This window comes from Streptomyces sp. NPDC041200, from assembly GCF_055591805.1.
On the sequence record NZ_JBVIZF010000009.1, the window covers coordinates 240,355 to 255,981 of the forward strand.

The 15,627-nt window shown below is 70.5% G+C and carries 10 protein-coding genes, 2 pseudogenes and 1 CRISPR repeat array; of the genes and pseudogenes, 5 read left to right on the top strand and 7 right to left on the bottom strand.

What is annotated here, in order from left to right:
- Positions 1-58: 58 nt before the first annotated feature.
- Complete coding sequence (locus ACZ6CL_RS22180; RefSeq protein WP_468937874.1) at positions 59-997, bottom strand: LysR family transcriptional regulator; 939 nt, start codon at positions 995-997, stop codon at positions 59-61.
- A 73-nt stretch (positions 998-1,070) separates the two neighbouring features.
- Between ACZ6CL_RS22180 and ACZ6CL_RS22185 the strand changes: the two genes are divergently transcribed.
- The 3 genes from ACZ6CL_RS22185 to ACZ6CL_RS22195 all read left to right on the top strand — a co-directional run bounded on the left by ACZ6CL_RS22185 (position 1,071) and on the right by ACZ6CL_RS22195 (position 5,417).
- Positions 1,071-1,244 (top strand): hypothetical protein, encoded by a 174-nt coding sequence (locus ACZ6CL_RS22185; protein WP_468937876.1) that lies wholly within the window; start codon positions 1,071-1,073, stop codon positions 1,242-1,244.
- Between the two features lie 5 nt (positions 1,245-1,249).
- Positions 1,250-2,512, top strand: coding sequence for a CynX/NimT family MFS transporter (locus tag ACZ6CL_RS22190; protein WP_468937878.1), 1,263 nt, complete (start codon positions 1,250-1,252; stop codon positions 2,510-2,512).
- Between the two features lie 502 nt (positions 2,513-3,014).
- Positions 3,015-5,417, top strand: a complete 2,403-nt coding sequence (locus ACZ6CL_RS22195; RefSeq protein ID WP_468937880.1) for an Orn/Lys/Arg family decarboxylase — start codon at positions 3,015-3,017, stop codon at positions 5,415-5,417.
- A 110-nt stretch (positions 5,418-5,527) separates the two neighbouring features.
- On the opposite strand, the pseudogene ACZ6CL_RS22200 reads toward ACZ6CL_RS22195, so the two are convergent.
- The 5 genes and pseudogenes from ACZ6CL_RS22200 to ACZ6CL_RS22220 all read right to left on the bottom strand — a co-directional run.
- Positions 5,528-5,686, bottom strand: a pseudogene (locus ACZ6CL_RS22200) (HAD family hydrolase); the annotation flags it as partial.
- 546 nt (positions 5,687-6,232) lie between these two features.
- Positions 6,233-6,433: a hypothetical protein gene (locus tag ACZ6CL_RS22205; RefSeq protein ID WP_468937881.1), complete on the bottom strand. Its 201-nt coding sequence runs from the start codon at positions 6,431-6,433 to the stop codon at positions 6,233-6,235.
- Positions 6,430-6,798 carry a hypothetical protein gene (locus tag ACZ6CL_RS22210; protein WP_468937883.1) on the bottom strand — a complete coding sequence of 123 codons (369 nt, stop codon included), beginning with the start codon at positions 6,796-6,798 and terminating at the stop codon, positions 6,430-6,432. The genes ACZ6CL_RS22205 and ACZ6CL_RS22210 overlap by 4 nt, the downstream gene beginning before the upstream one ends.
- 165 nt (positions 6,799-6,963) lie before the next feature.
- Positions 6,964-8,136 carry a helix-turn-helix domain-containing protein gene (locus ACZ6CL_RS22215; RefSeq protein WP_468937885.1) on the bottom strand — a complete coding sequence of 391 codons (1,173 nt, stop codon included), beginning with the start codon at positions 8,134-8,136 and terminating at the stop codon, positions 6,964-6,966.
- A 70-nt stretch (positions 8,137-8,206) separates the two neighbouring features.
- Positions 8,207-8,845 (bottom strand): HAD family hydrolase, encoded by a 639-nt coding sequence (locus tag ACZ6CL_RS22220; RefSeq protein WP_468937886.1) that lies wholly within the window; start codon positions 8,843-8,845, stop codon positions 8,207-8,209.
- A gap of 617 nt (positions 8,846-9,462) precedes the next feature.
- On the opposite strand from ACZ6CL_RS22220, the gene ACZ6CL_RS22225 reads away from it, so the two are divergent.
- Positions 9,463-9,723 (top strand): nitroreductase/quinone reductase family protein, encoded by a 261-nt coding sequence (locus ACZ6CL_RS22225; protein WP_468937887.1) that lies wholly within the window; start codon positions 9,463-9,465, stop codon positions 9,721-9,723.
- A gap of 402 nt (positions 9,724-10,125) precedes the next feature.
- A CRISPR array of direct repeats spans positions 10,126-12,350; the repeat unit is 29 nt; unit sequence CGGACCACCCCCGCCTGCGCGGGGACCAC.
- Positions 12,351-12,500: 150 nt separating this feature from the next.
- Here the strand turns inward: ACZ6CL_RS22225 and ACZ6CL_RS22230 are convergent.
- A pseudogene (locus tag ACZ6CL_RS22230) lies at positions 12,501-13,701 on the bottom strand (IS110 family RNA-guided transposase).
- Between the two features lie 277 nt (positions 13,702-13,978).
- On the opposite strand from ACZ6CL_RS22230, the gene ACZ6CL_RS22235 reads away from it, so the two are divergent.
- Complete coding sequence (locus ACZ6CL_RS22235) at positions 13,979-15,076, top strand: IS4 family transposase (protein ID WP_468937952.1); 1,098 nt, start codon at positions 13,979-13,981, stop codon at positions 15,074-15,076.
- Positions 15,077-15,627: the final 551 nt, after the last annotated feature.

Here is a 15,627-nt window from a genome sequence, read left to right on the forward strand (position 1 = left end):
CCCCGCATGACCCACCGGCGCGCCCGGCGAACCGTCAGGCGGCCCTTCAGGCGGACCCTCAGGCGGACCGGAGCCAGTCGCCCGTGCTCTGGTGGTCGCGCGCCGCCTCTTCCAGCGCCCGCATCCCGAGGTCGATGAGCGGGCTCCGACGGCTGCCCCGGCGCAGACAGGTGAGGATCCGCCGCGTCGGCATGTTCTCGCTCGACACCGGCACCCGCGCCACCGCCTGGCCCGCCGGGCCCTCGGCCAGCCGTGGGATCAGCGAGACGCCCAGCCCGTTCCCGACCAGCGACCAGATCGCCGGCCAGTGGGCGGCGGCGTGCACGATCCGCGGCGAGAACCCGGCCGCCGCGCACAGCACCCGCACCCGCTGGGCGTGGTCGCAGGCGCCCGGGTCGGAGACGATCCAGTCCTCGGCCGCCGCGTCCTCCAGGCGCACCGACCCGGCCCGCGCCAGCGGGTGGTCGGCGGGCACCAGCAGGAGATACGGCTCCTCCAGCAGGGGGCTCTGCTCGAACCGCGTGTCATCCGGCTGCGGCCCGCCCTCGATGGGCTCCACGACCGCGAGATCCACCTCGCCCGCCACCAGCAGGTCCATGCTCTCCACGGAGTCGCACTCGTGCACCCGCACCAGGAGGTCGGGATGGCTCTGCCGCAACCGCCCGGCGGCGGGCGCGACCAGGCCGCTGATCGCGGTGGTGAAGCCCGCGATGCGCAGTGGCCCGGTCATGCCCGCCCGGTAGGACTCCAGCTCCGCCTGCGCCTCCTCCCACCGGGCCAGCAGCGCGTCGGCGTGATCGATGAGCAGAAGCGCGGCCGGGGTCAGCCGGACGCCCCGGCCCTGCGGTTCCATGAGCGGAACCCTCAGCTCGCGGGCGAGTTCGCGCATGTGGTGAGAGACCGCCGACGGGGTGAGGTGCAGGGCCTCGGCGGCCGCGGTGACCGTGCCCTGCTGGTGCACCATGCGGAGCATGTGGAGCCGACGCAGGTCAATCATGAAACTATCTTGCACACACCACCAGCAAAATGTGCAATAGACCGCAACGGTCGTCCGGGCTCATCCTGCTGTCATGCGCACCAACACACACACCATCGTTTCCCGGCACACCACCAGCGAGGGCGTCGTGATCTGGAGCCGCTGCGACTGCGGGCGGCTGCAGATGGCCCTCATTCCCTACGGCGCCCGCGGCAAGGGGCTCGCCGCGGGCGGCCACGACCTCCACTGCCCAAGCTGCGGCCGCTAGCCGCGATGACGTCCCCGCCCCACTTCCCTCGCATCCCCCGCTTCCTGGCCCTCTGGTCCCTCATCGGCCTGGTGCTGCTGACCCTCAACCTGCGGGCGGCCATCACCGGCGTCCCCCCGGCCTTGAGCGAACTCCAGGATCAATTCGGCCTCACCGGCGTCGAGGCGGGGGTGCTCGCCACCCTGCCGGAGCTGTGCCTGGGCATCTTCTCCGCGCTCACCCCCGCGCTCGCCCGCCGTATCGGCACCGAGGCGGCGATCACCGCGGCGCTCTTGGTGATCACCATCGGCCTGCTGCTGCGCGTGGTCCCCGCCCAGGCGGCGCTGTTCACCGGCACCGTGCTGGCCGGAGCCGGGATAGCCACGGGCAACGTACTGGTGCCCGCGGTCATCAAGCGCGCGTTCCCCCACCGCGTGGGACCGCTCACCGGCCTGGCGATGATGCTGATGTCGGTCAGCGGCGCCGCCGCGGCGGGCCTGGCCGTCCCCCTGGCCCACCTGGGCGGCTGGCGGCTCGCCCTGGCCGTCTGGGCTGCCCCCTCCCTGATCGCTGCCCTGGTGTGGTGCCCGCTCGCCCTCCGCGGACGAAAGCACCCCCCGGAACGTCCGCCCGCCCGCCCGGAGGAGGGCACCCTCCTGCGCTCGCCCCTCGCGTGGTCCATCACGGTCTTCATGGGCATGACGTCGCTGATGTTCTACACGCTGACGGCGTGGCTCCCCCAGATCATGCGCGACCACGGGTTCACGCCCGCCACCGCCGGGATGATGAACGCGGTCGTCATCATCATCGGCATTCCCCTCGGCTTCGTCGTCCCGGTCGTCGCCGCCCGCCTGCACGACCAACGGCCACTCGTCCTCGGGGTCATCGCCCTGATGGTGACCGGACTCGGCGGCCTGCTCCTGGCTCCGCAGGCCGGATGGGTCTGGGTCGCGATCTTCGGCGTCGCCACCGGCAGCGCGTTCCCGATCGCCCTCACCCTCCTCAACCTGCGCTCACCCACCGCCGCGATCACGGCCCGCCTCTCGGGCATGGCCCAGTCCGGCGGCTACCTCCTCGCCGCGTCCGGCCCGCTGACCTTCGGCGTACTGCACAGCGCCACCGGCGGCTGGGAGGCATCGATAGGCCTGCTGCTCCTGCTGGTGGTACCCGAACTGCTATGCGGCCTCCTGGCCGCCCGCCCCGGCGCGGTAGCCCCGAACACCCCCACGCACCCCACCGCCCCCACGAACACCTCCGCCCGACCCACCGAAGCGGACCGTTCGCGCTGACCCCGGACCGGCCACCGGATCATGGGGGGCATGGGGTGCGCCTGACGGACACGTCCCGGCTGGGCAGGCCGCCGTGCGCGCCGCAGACGGCGCAACGTCGCCGCGTCCTCAGCCATACCGCGCGGCGAAAGCCAGGCCGCGCGGCGAAAGCCAGACCGCGCGGCGAAGCTCGGTGCGGACGTACTGGGCAGCCAGGCGCCAGGTCACCGCCTCGTCCACTGAGCCTTCGCCATCTTCGAACGTGCTGGTCGGCGGGGCGGGCGTGGCGGTGCTTCGAGGTGCTCGTGCTGGTCGTGGGCGGGAGTCTGCGGTGGCAGTACCAGTCGATCCACTCGGCGGTGGCGAGCTCGACCTGGGAGAGCGTCTTCCAGGGCCGGCCGTGTTTGGTCAGCGGAAGCTGCCGTGGTTCCGTCTTGCGGGTGGTTTACGGCTGTGAGGCTGCGGGTTCAGCCGGTCCGTTCGGAGACTGGGCGGGGCGGCGTCGGCCGCCGGGAGGGGTCTCATGGCGGACAGCAGGGTTTTGGTCGCGGTACGGGAACGTTCACACGATGGCGGTGCCGGTGCTGAGCAGTTGGTGCGCATCGGTGAGGCGATCGAGAAGCGGGGGTTCGACGTCCGGTGGGCGGTAGGTACCGCGGACGCCGAGGCGGTGCTGCGGACGGAGGCGGGGCTGACCGCGGCACTGGTCGCCTGGGAACTTCCGGGCCCAGAGTGCGCGGACGGCGAGCCCGGGGGCGCCGCGGTGCTGCGCTCCATCGGCCGGCGGTTCCAAAACCTGCCGGTCTTCCTGGTCATGACCGGCGACGGCGTACGAGACCTGCCGCTGTGGGTGTCGGAGTCGGTCGTGGGCTATGTGTGGCCGCTGGAGGACACTCCCGGGTTCATCGCGGGCCGGATCACCACCGCCGCGCGCACCTACCAAGAAGCCGTCCTGCCGCCCTTCTTCCGGGCCCTGCGCCGCTTCGACGACGCGCACGAGTACTCCTGGCACACCCCGGCCCACTCCGGCGGTGTCGCCTTGCTGAAGTCGCCCGCGGGCCGGGCCTTCCACGACTACTTCGGGGAACGACTGTTGCGCAGCGACCTGTCGATCTCCGTGGGGGAGCTGGGCTCACTGTTCGAGCACACCGGCCCGATCGGCGAGGCGGAGCGCAACGCCGCCCGGGTCTTCGGCGCCGGCCTCACGTACTTCGTGCTGCACGGGGATTCCACCTGCAACCGCGTGGTCGGCCATTTCAGCATCACCCGCGACGAGATCGCGCTGGTGGACCGCAACTGCCACAAGTCGGTGCTGCACGGGCTGGTCGTCTCCGGCGCCCGCCCGGTCTACCTGATCCCCACCCGCAACGGCTACGGCCTGGCCGGGCCGCTGCCCCCGGCGGAGCTCGCCGCGGACTCCGTCGCGGCCCGGATCGCCGCGAACCCGCTCACCCAGGATGCCGTGTCGCCACACCCCCAGTACGCCGTCTTCACCAACTCCACCTATGACGGCTTGTGTTACGACGCCCCGGCGGCGGCACAGGCGTTCGCCACGAGCACGCCCCGGCTGCACTTCGACGAGGCCTGGTTCGCGTACGCCCGCTTCCACCCGCTCTACGCGGGCCGGTACGGCATGTCGGTGGACGAGGACACCTTCCCCGGCCCGGACCGGCCGACGGTCTTCGCGACCCAGTCCACCCACAAACTGCTGGCCGCGCTCTCGCAGAGCGCCATGATCCACGTCAAGCCCGCCCCGAGGGCGCCCGTCGAACACGACCGGTTCAACGAGGCGCTGATGATGCACGGCACCACCTCCCCGCTCTACCCGATGATCGCCTCGCTGGACGTGGCGACAGCGATGATGGACGGGCCGCAGGGCCGCTGGCTGATCGACGAGGCCGTGACCGAGGCGGTCCGCTTCCGTCAGGAGATGGTCCGCATCCGGCGCCGTATCGAGGAGGCCGGCGACCGACCGCCGTGGTTCTTCGGCGTGTGGCAACCCGAGACGGTCACCGACCCGAGCACCGGCACCCAATTCTCGTTCGACGAGACCCCGGCCGACCTGCTGCGCACCGAGCCAACCTGCTGGCACCTGGAACCCGGCGCGGCCTGGCACGGCTTCCCGGGGCTGACCGATGGTTACTGCATGCTCGACCCGATCAAAGTCACCTTGACGTGCCCGGGCATCGACGCGACAGGAGAGACCGGCGAGTGGGGCATCCCGGCACGGGTGCTCACCGCGTACCTGGCCACCCGCCACATCGTCGTGGAAAAGACCGACAGCTATACGACGCTCGTCCTGTTCTCCATGGGCATCACCAAGGGCAAATGGGGCACTCTCCTCGACGCCCTGATGGACTTCAAGGCCCTCTACGACGAGGACGCTCCCCTCGACCGGGTCCTGCCCACCCTGGTCGCCGAGCACTCCAGGCGATACGCCGGCCAAACCCTGCGCGAGCTGTGCCAGGACATGCACGACCACTTGCGCTCAGTCCGCCTCGTCGACCTGCTGGACACTGCATTCCAGCAGCTGCCGGAACCGGTCGCTCCACCGCAGCTGTGCTATCAGCGCCTGATCCGTGGCGGCACCCACCGCGTACGGTTGACCGAGGCGCCGGGCCAGGTGGCCGCCGCCATGATCACCGTTACCCCGCCCGGCATCCCCGTCCTCATGCCCGGCGAGAGCGTCGGCGCCCCCGACGGTCCGCTGCTGCGCTACCTCACCGCCCTCGAATCCTTCGACCGTCGTTTCCCCGGATTCCGCAGCGAAACCCACGGTGTGACCCTCGATCCCGACACCGGCGACTACCTCATCGAATGCCTGCGACCGGCAGCCAGCGAGGAAACAAGCGCCGACGCACAGGCACGCCGCGCCGTGACACCGGCCCAACGCAGCCAGCCGGAGGAAAGCCATGAGCGGTCCTGACGGGACTGTCGGCCTTGACTGTGTGTCTGGGGTCGTTGGGGTCCGATGCGGGCCACTGAGAGGCGCCCGTCGAAGGCGATGTCGGAAGGCAGTCGGCCTCGGTACCGCCGCCGCAGCGCCTCCGCGTTGTCGCGCCCCTGCACCACGACCGCTCCGACCAGGGCCGAGAGGGTGTGGCGGGAACGCCCAGCCAGTTGGCCCATGCCGCCCAGCCGCGGGTCGTCCCGGATCAAGGTCTCGCCGGCGTCGAGCACCACTGCGCGAATCATCCGAGGCGCGTAGAACAGCCCCAAGCCCCCCGCTGTCTGCGCCCCGCCGGCGCGGGGGACCACCCACCCCTGACCCTGCTCGGCCGCCCTGTCATCGGACCCCGCCTGCGCGGGGACCACTCCGAGCACCCCGAGCTGTTCGGCCTCCCGGTCGGACCACCCCCGCCTGCGCGGGGACCACTTCGCCACCTGCGGATTCAGAAGCCCTTTGCAACTTCTTGACCGCGTGCCTTCATCTCCCGCTCATGATGGCAGATGCACCTCTGTACGAGGGGCACGAGCCAACTGTTGCTGCCATGGCGGCAACATGCAGTGCGTCCGTGGGACCTGGACAACGGTGAGTGCTCGTGACGGTACGGTCCGGCTGGCTGGGCGGCTATTGCGTATCTCCGGCGTGGTGGGCGCGGCGCGCCCGTTGGTAGGTGTCCGCCAGGGCTTGGCCGGTTGCGCATCCCTCGGCCGTGACGCGGCAGTCGGGGCAGCCTGCGGCATGGTCGAGGGCCGCGTGCCAAGCCTTGCCGACGTTCGGGGCGGCGGTCGCGTGAGTCATGGGATGCGCCTGATGGCCGCGTCCCGGGTGGGCGCGGCGCCGTGGTCGAATGGGTCGCGCTGGCGGGGGAAGCTGTCGGCGCACTTGCCGGGGCAGGCGTAGACCGCGCCGCCGCCCGCGCTTGCGCCGTGCCTGATCGCCACGACGACCGGGGCATTGGTGGGCTTGTCGCATCGGGCGCAGACCTGGGACGTCATCGGGTCGCTGCCTCCTTTGAGGGCTGGGCTGCGATCGCTCGGACAAGCGCCTCGCGCAGCTGATGAGGGTCGGTGAGATACCGCCCGGGGCCCACCGGGATGCGCCAGTGGAGGCGGGGCCCGGTGGTGTGGGTGGCCGGGGGGACGCCGACGTAGGTGACGGTGGTGCCATCCGCGCCGAGGGCGTTGACGTTCCTCTGCAGGCGTCGCCAGCACTGGGCACTGCCCGTGGGGACGAGCCAGTACATGAGGCCGTAGTCGGCGATGACGGCACCGGTTGCCCCGCCGAGCAGCCGCAGGGCGCTCTCACCGACGTCGAAGGGCGCCCGAACGGCGTCCCAGTGCGGGCCTACTTCGACTAACACCACGTCGGTTCCGCTCGGTGGCGCCCACGATCCGGGGCTGTTCCCCGGCGGGAACCCGTCTGCGTTGGACATGGCTATCGCCGTCCCATCTGCCTGGTCGGAATGGACAGGTAGATGGTTCTCCGCCACGAGAGCCGAGAGTGACCCAGAGAGGGTCAGTCAGGGTCACTCGCCCGCGTGACACCACTGGGCGAAATTGCTGAGGTCGTCGGCGTCAGCACGCCGCAGGCGGCGCAACGTCGCCGCGTCCTCACGCACCCACGGGTGGTCGCGGGTGTGCTGCGGCGAGATCCGGCGGGCAGCCTTCAGCGATTCGAACGCATCGCGCGGGAGCCCGGACCACAACTCGGCACGTGCCTTCTCGATGAAGAACCCGCTCCGGCGCTCGGCAGGCAGGTCCCCTGGCGGCGCCCATTCACCGACGGCATCGAGCGCTCGGCGCACGTGGTCGTCACCGAGACTGACAGCGACGGACACCTCGTGAATGCGGACGCTGACCGGTCCGAACGCTGTACCCTGATAGACGCTCTCCGGTACGGCGTCCCCGAGGCGTCGGGCCTCCGCGAGGTGTCGATTCGCGGCCTCTGCCAGACCGGCGCGCCCTGCGATCACGGCCGCCCGCATGGAGAGGGCGCCCCGAGCGGCGAGGGCTCCGTCAGTACATCCAACGGGAACCTTGTCCACAGCGGCCTCAAGCGCGCGCAGACCAGCGGTATACGCGTGCGCGGCGAAGAAGACCTCGGTGCGGACGTACGCGACAGCCGCGTCCAGCAATGGGTCCCTGGCGTGCGGCGCTGCCCACCGCATCAGTTCCACCAGGCGGGCGGACAAATCCCGGGCGCCGTATTTGTAGGCCACGGCGTCGGCGGTCCGCAGGACGGAGACCAGGAGGCCCGCAGTCTCGGCTTCCTCCCCGGGACGCGCGAGGTGGAAGCCGCGAAGCAACTCAGCGACGAGGGAGGGTAAGCGGCGGGCGATACGGACGTACTGAGCAGCCAGGCGCCAGGTCACCGCCTCGTCCACTGATGCGCGTAACTCGCCCAGAGGCCGGACCGGCCCGTCGTCGGGCCCGTCGTACGCGGCGATGACGGCCGATAGCGTCGGCATGGCGGCGTGCACCCGAGCGTCCGCTCGGTCCCGGCTTCCCAGCAGGAGGGCGGGATCGACGCCGAGAGCAGCGGCAAGGGACTCGACCACGTCGTCGCTCGCGCCTCTGGCACCTCGCTCGATTTTCCGCAGCGTCCCCACGTGCACCCCGGCTGCGTCCGCCAGTTCTTGCTGCGTCATGCGCGCGATGCGGCGCTGATAGGCCACGCGCCGCCCAAGTTGGGTGGGCATGCTCGTACTCCGTTCGGTGCGTCCGCACTGAACGTTACTGAGCGACCACGTTGAAAGCGGGCCCTTCGCCTCAGGTTGCGGCGATTCGCACGAGATCGTGCAACGAGTCGACCTGCCAGTCAGCGGCAGCCGCCTCGGCCGTGCCCGACCAAAGATGCCCCCAGGGCCCACGGCGCAGATGTGCGGCACGCAGGCCTGCGGCCTTCGCCGGGCCTGTGTCGTTCGCGGGATGATCGCCTACGTAGACGGTCTCACCGGGAGCCGTTCCCGCCAGCTCAAGGGCGTGGATGAAGAAGGCGGGATCCGGCTTGGCCACGCCCCACTCTCCCGACGTGGCGATCGCGTCAACCGGCAGCGCGAGGTCCCGCAACAACGCGCCGGTACGCGCGGTCTGGTTGCCAGCGATGATGACGCGTACGCCCGTCTCGCGAACGGCAGCGAGGGCTGGACGTACATCTGGATAGAGATCGGACTCGCTCAGCTGCTCGCATACGCCATTGGCCTCCATGGCGGCGCGCTCGGCAGCGATATCGATTCCGGGCCGCAGGAGTCGCAGCGCCTCCGCGTTGTCACGCCCTTGCGCCACGACTGCGCCCACCAGAGCCGAGAGGGTGTGCCGAGGAATCCCCAACCAGTCGGCCCACGCTGCCCAGCCACGGTCGTCCCGGATCAAGGTCTCGCCGACGTCGAGGACCACTGCGCGAATCATCCGGGCAGCCTTCACAGGGACCACGGCAGGGAACCGGCCGCCGCAGAGACTCCGGCCGAACCACCCCCGCGTGCGCGGGGACCCCGTCGGTGTCGATTCTGAACGGGACCCGCAGACTGGGCCACCCTCGCGTGCGCGGGGACCACGACTGCACCAATCATGCGGGCAGCGTAGAACACGGCTCACCCCCGCCAGTGCGGGACCACTCCCCGGGACGGCCGGAATGCTGGACGAACTCCGGACCACCCCCGCCTGCGCGGGACGACTGCTCGAGTACGCGGTCCTCGATCTCGCACACCGGATCACCCCCGCCTGCGCGGTGACCACAGCAATGCCATGGCCACCACCTGAAACGTGTGCGGATCACCCCGCCTGCGCGGGGACAACACGACTCGACCGGCGACCGCCAGGACCACCGACGGACCCCCTGCGCGGGGAAACTGCGGGTGCCCGCCGCGACACAGGCGCCCGCACTGCCTGTGCGCGCAATCTTATATTTGCCAAAACAGGCAATGCTTTCCCCGGAAGCGGAGACATTTATGAGCTTCACGACTCGGCCCGGAACGTACGGCGCACGACAGCCCGGAGCCGCAGTTCGCTGGCTGAATAAGGTGACCATGCGCCAGATCGTTCGCAAAGGCGGCGGGAAGATGCTCGGCGGCTTGGACGCCCTCGTACTGACCACGGTTGGCAAGAAGAGCGGCGAGTTCCGGAAATCCCCGGTGTGCTGGTTCCTCGGCGAAGACGGCAACTGGCTGATCGTGGCCTCGGCCAACGGAGCCGCGAAGAACCCCGCCTGGTACTCCAACCTCGCCGCCCACCCCGACGAGGCGTCCGTCACCCTCGGCGGCCGGACCATGCCCGTCGCCGCCGAGTAACTCCACGGCGAAGAACGCGACCGCGCCTGGCACGGAATCGCCAACGCGTCAGCACGCTTCGCCCAGTACCAGCAGAAGACCGATCGCGAACTGCCTGTCATCCGCCTCACCCCGCGCTCCGTGCAGCAGCACGGAAAGCGTGACCAAGGGGCCTGGTGCGTTGCGGTCACGAGACTCATCGGCTCGATGTTGCTCGCTTGCCGTACCTGGTCGCTACGGCCCGGACCCCGCCTGTCGCCCGCGCTGCACGTCGTGATGCTCGGGAATGCTGCTCTGTCAGGCTGCCGACACGCTAAAAGTGGCCCTCTCTCCGCTCACAGATTGAACGTGGGGCACAGACGTGCGGGCCGCCGTGCCGCGCGGGGACCACGGCCTGGGCAAGCACACCGCCACCGCGTGGAGGGGATCACCCCCGCCTGCGCGGGGACCACTGCCAGATCCGGTTGGCGTCCTCGTCGGCAGACGGACCACCCCCGCCTGCGCGGGGACCACAGGTACTTCTCTTCGCTCCAGGCGCCGAGAACCGGACCACCCCCGCCTGCGCGGGGACCACGTTCCCCGGAATGCAGGTGCCGGACTGGAATGAGGACCACCCCCGCCTGCGCGGGGACCACCTGAGAGCGGGCAGCTCGTCGACGGGGGCGGCCGGACCACCCCCGCCTGCGCGGGGACCACCCGTCCACGTTGGCCTCATTCGGCGCGGGCAACGGACCACCCCCGCCTGCGCGGGGACCACGGCATCTACGCCACCCGCGGCGGCGCAGTCACCGGACCACCCCCGCCTGCGCGGGGACCACCTCGGTCGTCTGCGTCATCGGCGTCCTCGGATCGGACCACCCCCGCCTGCGCGGGGACCACGCGGTGCCCGCGGGAACAGCGAGGTGGGGCAGCGGACCACCCCCGCCTGCGCGGGGACCACGGCTTGACCGGTCGGCCCTGCGCGGTGAACAGCGGACCACCCCCGCCTGCGCGGGGACCACCTGTGGCGCGGGCCCCTCGGCGGTGGTGTCGTCGGACCACCCCCGCCTGCGCGGGGACCACACGGCAACCCGAGCGGTCTCCCACAGGGTGCACGGACCACCCCCGCCTGCGCGGGGACCACTCGGTGAACGGCCCGGCCGCGCCCTTCATCGTCGGACCACCCCCGCCTGCGCGGGGACCACGCTCGAAGCCTTGGGGCCGCCGGTGCATGATCTGGACCACCCCCGCCTGCGCGGGGACCACAAACGCCGCCGCCGCTTCCACTTCGGGAACGACGGACCACCCCCGCCTGCGCGGGGACCACAACGCGGCCCGGTACGCGGACATCCGCTGGTCCGGACCACCCCCGCCTGCGCGGGGACCACCAGCGCCTCATCGCCCACTACCGCTTCCTGCCCGGACCACCCCCGCCTGCGCGGGGACCACCCCGGCGTCCAGGTGGCAGAGGACTCAGACAGTGGACCACCCCCGCCTGCGCGGGGACCACTCCACGATCATCGGCATCGCGCGTCTCCTTACCGGACCACCCCCGCCTGCGCGGGGACCACAGGCGCACTTCAGACGCGAACTCCCATCGACCCGGACCACCCCCGCCTGCGCGGGGACCACGGGCTCAGCCGCGTCGGCCTGGTCGCCGCTCTCGGACCACCCCCGCCTGCGCGGGGACCACCATGTTCGCCGTCGTCTGCTCGTTGGAGAACTCGGACCACCCCCGCCTGCGCGGGGACCACTCTGAGCAAGCGGGCGGCATGCTGATCAGTTACGGACCACCCCCGCCTGCGCGGGGACCACCCGCAGGCCACCCCTCCCCTCCCGCTAGCCGTCGGACCACCCCCGCCTGCGCGGGGACCACTGGCGAAGGAGGCGGACGCGGTCCGCGCACTGCGGACCACCCCCGCCTGCGCGGGGACCACTCCCCCACACGGTCCAGGTACCTGAGGTCCGCCGGACCACCCCCGCCTGCGCGGGGACCACGGCCGCGTCCAGCTCCTCAATAACTCCGGAATCGGACCACCCCCGCCTGCGCGGGGACCACCACGGTCCGCGGAGCCTCGAAGGCGTCTTCGGCGGACCACCCCCGCCTGCGCGGGGACCACCGGTAGTGCCGGTAGACCTTCTCCCAGTCGGCCGGACCACCCCCGCCTGCGCGGGGACCACCCCGTCGTGCTCGACCTCGTCTGGAGCCTCGCCGGACCACCCCCGCCTGCGCGGGGACCACTTGGCGGTGAGCTTCAGCCCGGTCTCGGGGTGCGGACCACCCCCGCCTGCGCGGGGACCACTGCTGCTCCAGCTCGGCGACCCGCGCCCGGGACGGACCACCCCCGCCTGCGCGGGGACCACTCGGCTCGAACCGCAAGGGCGAGCGCTTCGGCCGGACCACCCCCGCCTGCGCGGGGACCACACCTCCGTGACCGGCGCCGTGTCCTGCGGTGTCGGACCACCCCCGCCTGCGCGGGGACCACGATCCACGAACCCTTGGGAGGAACCTCGTGGACGGACCACCCCCGCCTGCGCGGGGACCACCATCGTGCCTCCAGGATTTCGAAGGAATCGATCGGACCACCCCCGCCTGCGCGGGGACCACGGGTGGCCGACGCCGTGCGCTTCCAAGCCGACCGGACCACCCCCGCCTGCGCGGGGACCACACTTCGCCACCTGCGGATTCAGAAGCCCTTTGCGGTTTCTTGACCAAGCGCCGTCATCTCCCACCCATGATGGCAGACACTCCTCGCTACCCGCGGGGACTCAGGCACCCGTTGACGCGATGCAAGCGGGGGGTGCCCCTATGACTTTGGTCAAGGGGTGATCGGGGTTGGTGGTTGGTAGAAGGTGCCGTCGCGGAGCATTGCGAAGAGCACGTCGGCTCGGCGTCTTGCGAGGCAGAGGATGGCCTGGGTGTGGTGCTTGCCCTGGGTGATCTTCTTGTCGTAGTAGGTGCGGGAGGCCGGGTCAGCCAGCGCGGCGAACGCTGAGAGGAAGGAGGCCCGCTTGAGCTGCTTGTTTCCTCTCCGTGAGGGTTGTTCGTCGCGGATGGAGGAGCCGGAGCTTCGGGTTGCCGGGGCGAGGCCGGCGTAGGGCGAGGTGGGCGGCGGATGGGAAGGCCGTGCCGTCGCCGACGTCGATGAGGATGCGGGCTCCAGTCCTGATGCCGATGCCGGGCATGGACATCAGGACCTTGGAAAGAGGGTGGGCCGCCAGGAGTTCCTCGATCCGGTGGGCGAGCAGTTTGCGCTGGTCGAGCACTGCCTGGAGTGAGGAGGCGAGGCTGGGGACGATGAGTGCGGCTGCATCGGTGCCCGGGACGACGACGGTCTGCTCGTCGAGTGCGTTGAATACGTCGTCGATCAGTCGTTCGGCCATTCTGGGCGCCTTCGGACGGATCAGGGTGATCAGCCGTCGGCGTCCGGCCTTGCGGATCTGGGCCGGCGAGCCGAACTGGTCCAACAGCCTGAGCACGGCTGGGTGCTGCATGCGTGGGCCCAGGACCCGTTCCAGATGTGGGTGGATCTGCGTGAACAGGCCCCGCAGCCGGTTGGACAGGCGGGTTGCCTCGGCGGCGAGGTCGTCGTCGAAGCCGACGATCATCTGCAGCTCGGCGATCGTCTGGTCGTCGAGGTCGACTGACCGCAGCGTGTGGGGCATCGCCCGGGCGGCGTCGGCGATGATGAACGCGTCCTTCGCGTCGGTCTTGGCCTCGCCGGGGTAGAGGTCGGCGATCCGTCGCATGGTCAGGCCGGGCAGGTAGGCGACCTCGCAGCCAAGGTCACGGGCGACGGCCAGCGGCAGGGCGCCGATGGAGGCGACCTGGTCGACGATGACGAGCACGGTGCCGTGCTTGGCCTGCAGTTTCGCGAAGACCTCGCGGAGTTTGGGTTCGCTGTTGGGCTGTCGCTTGTCGAAGGCCTTCTTGCCGGCCGGGGTGACGGCGGTGGCGTGGTGTTCGCCCTTGCCGACGTCCAGGCCGAGGTAGACGTCGATGCCGTCGGTGTCGATCACGTCGTGTGTCTTCCGGTCGTACTCGTCCGGCCCTGCCACGGCACTGATCGCCACATCCACATTACGAAGAGCCTCCCGACCTGCGAAAACGTCGGTGGTCATGCCCCTAATCAGCGGTCTGTCAGTGCCTCCGGAGCTGGTGACACCACCCCCCCCCAGGCCATGCACTCCAATGCCGTTGCCATTGTGGGGTCCGGCCGGTTAAGCCGGTGTGCTGATATCGAGGCTGGAGCGGTTGGGGCTGGGGATCTTGACCCAGTCCTGCCCTCCAGAGCTGGTGGACCGGGGCGTCGGGGACGAAGGCCGAAAGGAGAAACGCCGCCGGTTGCTGTCCGCGCGGTTCACCGTGTACTTCGTCCTCGCCATGTGTCTCTTCCTGCAGGCGGATTACCTTGAGGTGCTGCGGCTGGTGAAGGCTGGTGAGTCGACTCTCCGGCCATGGACCGGGGTGAACAAGTCCTCGCTGACCAGGGCTCGGCAGCGGCTGGGCTGGACGGTGATGCGTGAACTGTTCCGCGCGGTGGCACGGCCGCTGGGCGCGGGTCCGGAGCTATTTTGCGGGATGCGGGTACTCGCTCTGGACGGAACGCTCCTGGCCGTGCCGGACTCCGCCGGAAATCTGGAGACCTTCGGCAAGTCCGGCTCTCAGTGCAGTCCGATGGGATACCCGCAGGCACGGGTGGTCGCGGTGGCGGAGTGCTCGACGCACGCGGTGCTGGACGCCGTGATCGGCGGTTTCAAGGACTCCGAACGGATCGTGTCCGACGAGCTGGAAGCCCATATCGGCCCAGGCTCCCTGGTCTTGGCTGACCGCGGTCTGTGGGGCCTGGCGCGCTGGCACCGGCTGCGCGACCGGGGAGCTCACCTGCTGTGGCGGATCGAGCGACGTAAGGCTCGTCGGGTCGAGGACGTCCTGCCCGATGGCAGCTACCTGGCCCGGATCGAGGCGAACAAGCACAGCAAGGCCGCCGGCACCGTCAAGGCCCCGCCGGTCCGGGTCCGGGTGATCGAGTACCGGGTCGACGGCCAGGCCGACGTGGTCCGACTCATCACCAGCCTGCTCGACCACGAGCAGTATCCGGCCGCCGAGCTTGCGGCACTGTATGCGCGCAGATGGGAGATCGAGCTCGCCTTCGACGAGATCAAGACCCATCAGCGCGGCAGGCCAGTCCTGCGGTCCCAGACCCCGGACGGGGTGCGGCAGGAGATCTACGCGCACCTGATCGTGCACCACGCGACCAGGGACCTGCTGAACGAGGCGGCCCGGCTCCACCAAAGTGTCGCCGAGCGGACCTCGTTCACCCGGGCCCTGAACGTTGTCCGCCGCACCGTGATCGCGCCCGGCGGATTTTCCCCCCTCCGCCCGCAGGCGTGACCGTCGTCTTGCCTGCACGGAGATCGGCCGCAGCCTGCTGCCACCACGTCGGCCCCGTGACTGCCCACGCAAGGTGAGATCGTGCATCACCCCATACGGCAGCAAAGCCCCAGGCGAACCAGCCAGCCGACGCCGGCCCCCGGTCACAGTCACCCTGAACCATCGATGGGAGTGACCCAAAAGCAACGGCATTGCCATGCACTCGACAAGGGGAGGTAGTCATGCCAACTCCGAAGGCTGGTAGCCCTGTTGCAGGGCTACGAAGACGGTAATGGGGGGGAGCGCGCGCGTCCGGCGTCGCCGTGGAGTGGCTGCGCTGCTGCCGGGTGGCTGGGAGTGGGAGGCGTGCGTTGGCCGGGCGGCCCGTGGCGCTTTCGGGTGGGGAGCCGCGCAGCACACGCGCCGGGCCCTGGCGCCGCGCGCGGATCCTAGTGCGCGATCGTCGGCTCAGGGGATCTTTTTCGTTTTCTGCCTGTACTGCCCTTCCAGCCCCCAAAGATGTGCGGACCGGTACCCAACGCGGCGCGCGGAGGCCGGAGTATGCGCATGCA

Excerpts from the sequence above, each read along its gene's own strand:
- ACZ6CL_RS22180 (WP_468937874.1), bottom strand. The coding sequence starts at position 997 with ATGATTGACCTGCGTCGGCTCCACATGCTCCGCATGGTGCACCAGCAG.
- ACZ6CL_RS22185 (WP_468937876.1), top strand. The coding sequence starts at position 1,071 with ATGCGCACCAACACACACACCATCGTTTCCCGGCACACCACCAGCGAG.
- ACZ6CL_RS22190 (WP_468937878.1), top strand. The coding sequence starts at position 1,250 with ATGACGTCCCCGCCCCACTTCCCTCGCATCCCCCGCTTCCTGGCCCTC.
- ACZ6CL_RS22195 (WP_468937880.1), top strand. The coding sequence starts at position 3,015 with ATGGCGGACAGCAGGGTTTTGGTCGCGGTACGGGAACGTTCACACGAT.
- ACZ6CL_RS22205 (WP_468937881.1), bottom strand. The coding sequence starts at position 6,433 with ATGACGTCCCAGGTCTGCGCCCGATGCGACAAGCCCACCAATGCCCCG.
- ACZ6CL_RS22215 (WP_468937885.1), bottom strand. The coding sequence starts at position 8,136 with ATGCCCACCCAACTTGGGCGGCGCGTGGCCTATCAGCGCCGCATCGCG.
- ACZ6CL_RS22220 (WP_468937886.1), bottom strand. The coding sequence starts at position 8,845 with ATGATTCGCGCAGTGGTCCTCGACGTCGGCGAGACCTTGATCCGGGAC.
- ACZ6CL_RS22225 (WP_468937887.1), top strand. The coding sequence starts at position 9,463 with ATGCGCCAGATCGTTCGCAAAGGCGGCGGGAAGATGCTCGGCGGCTTG.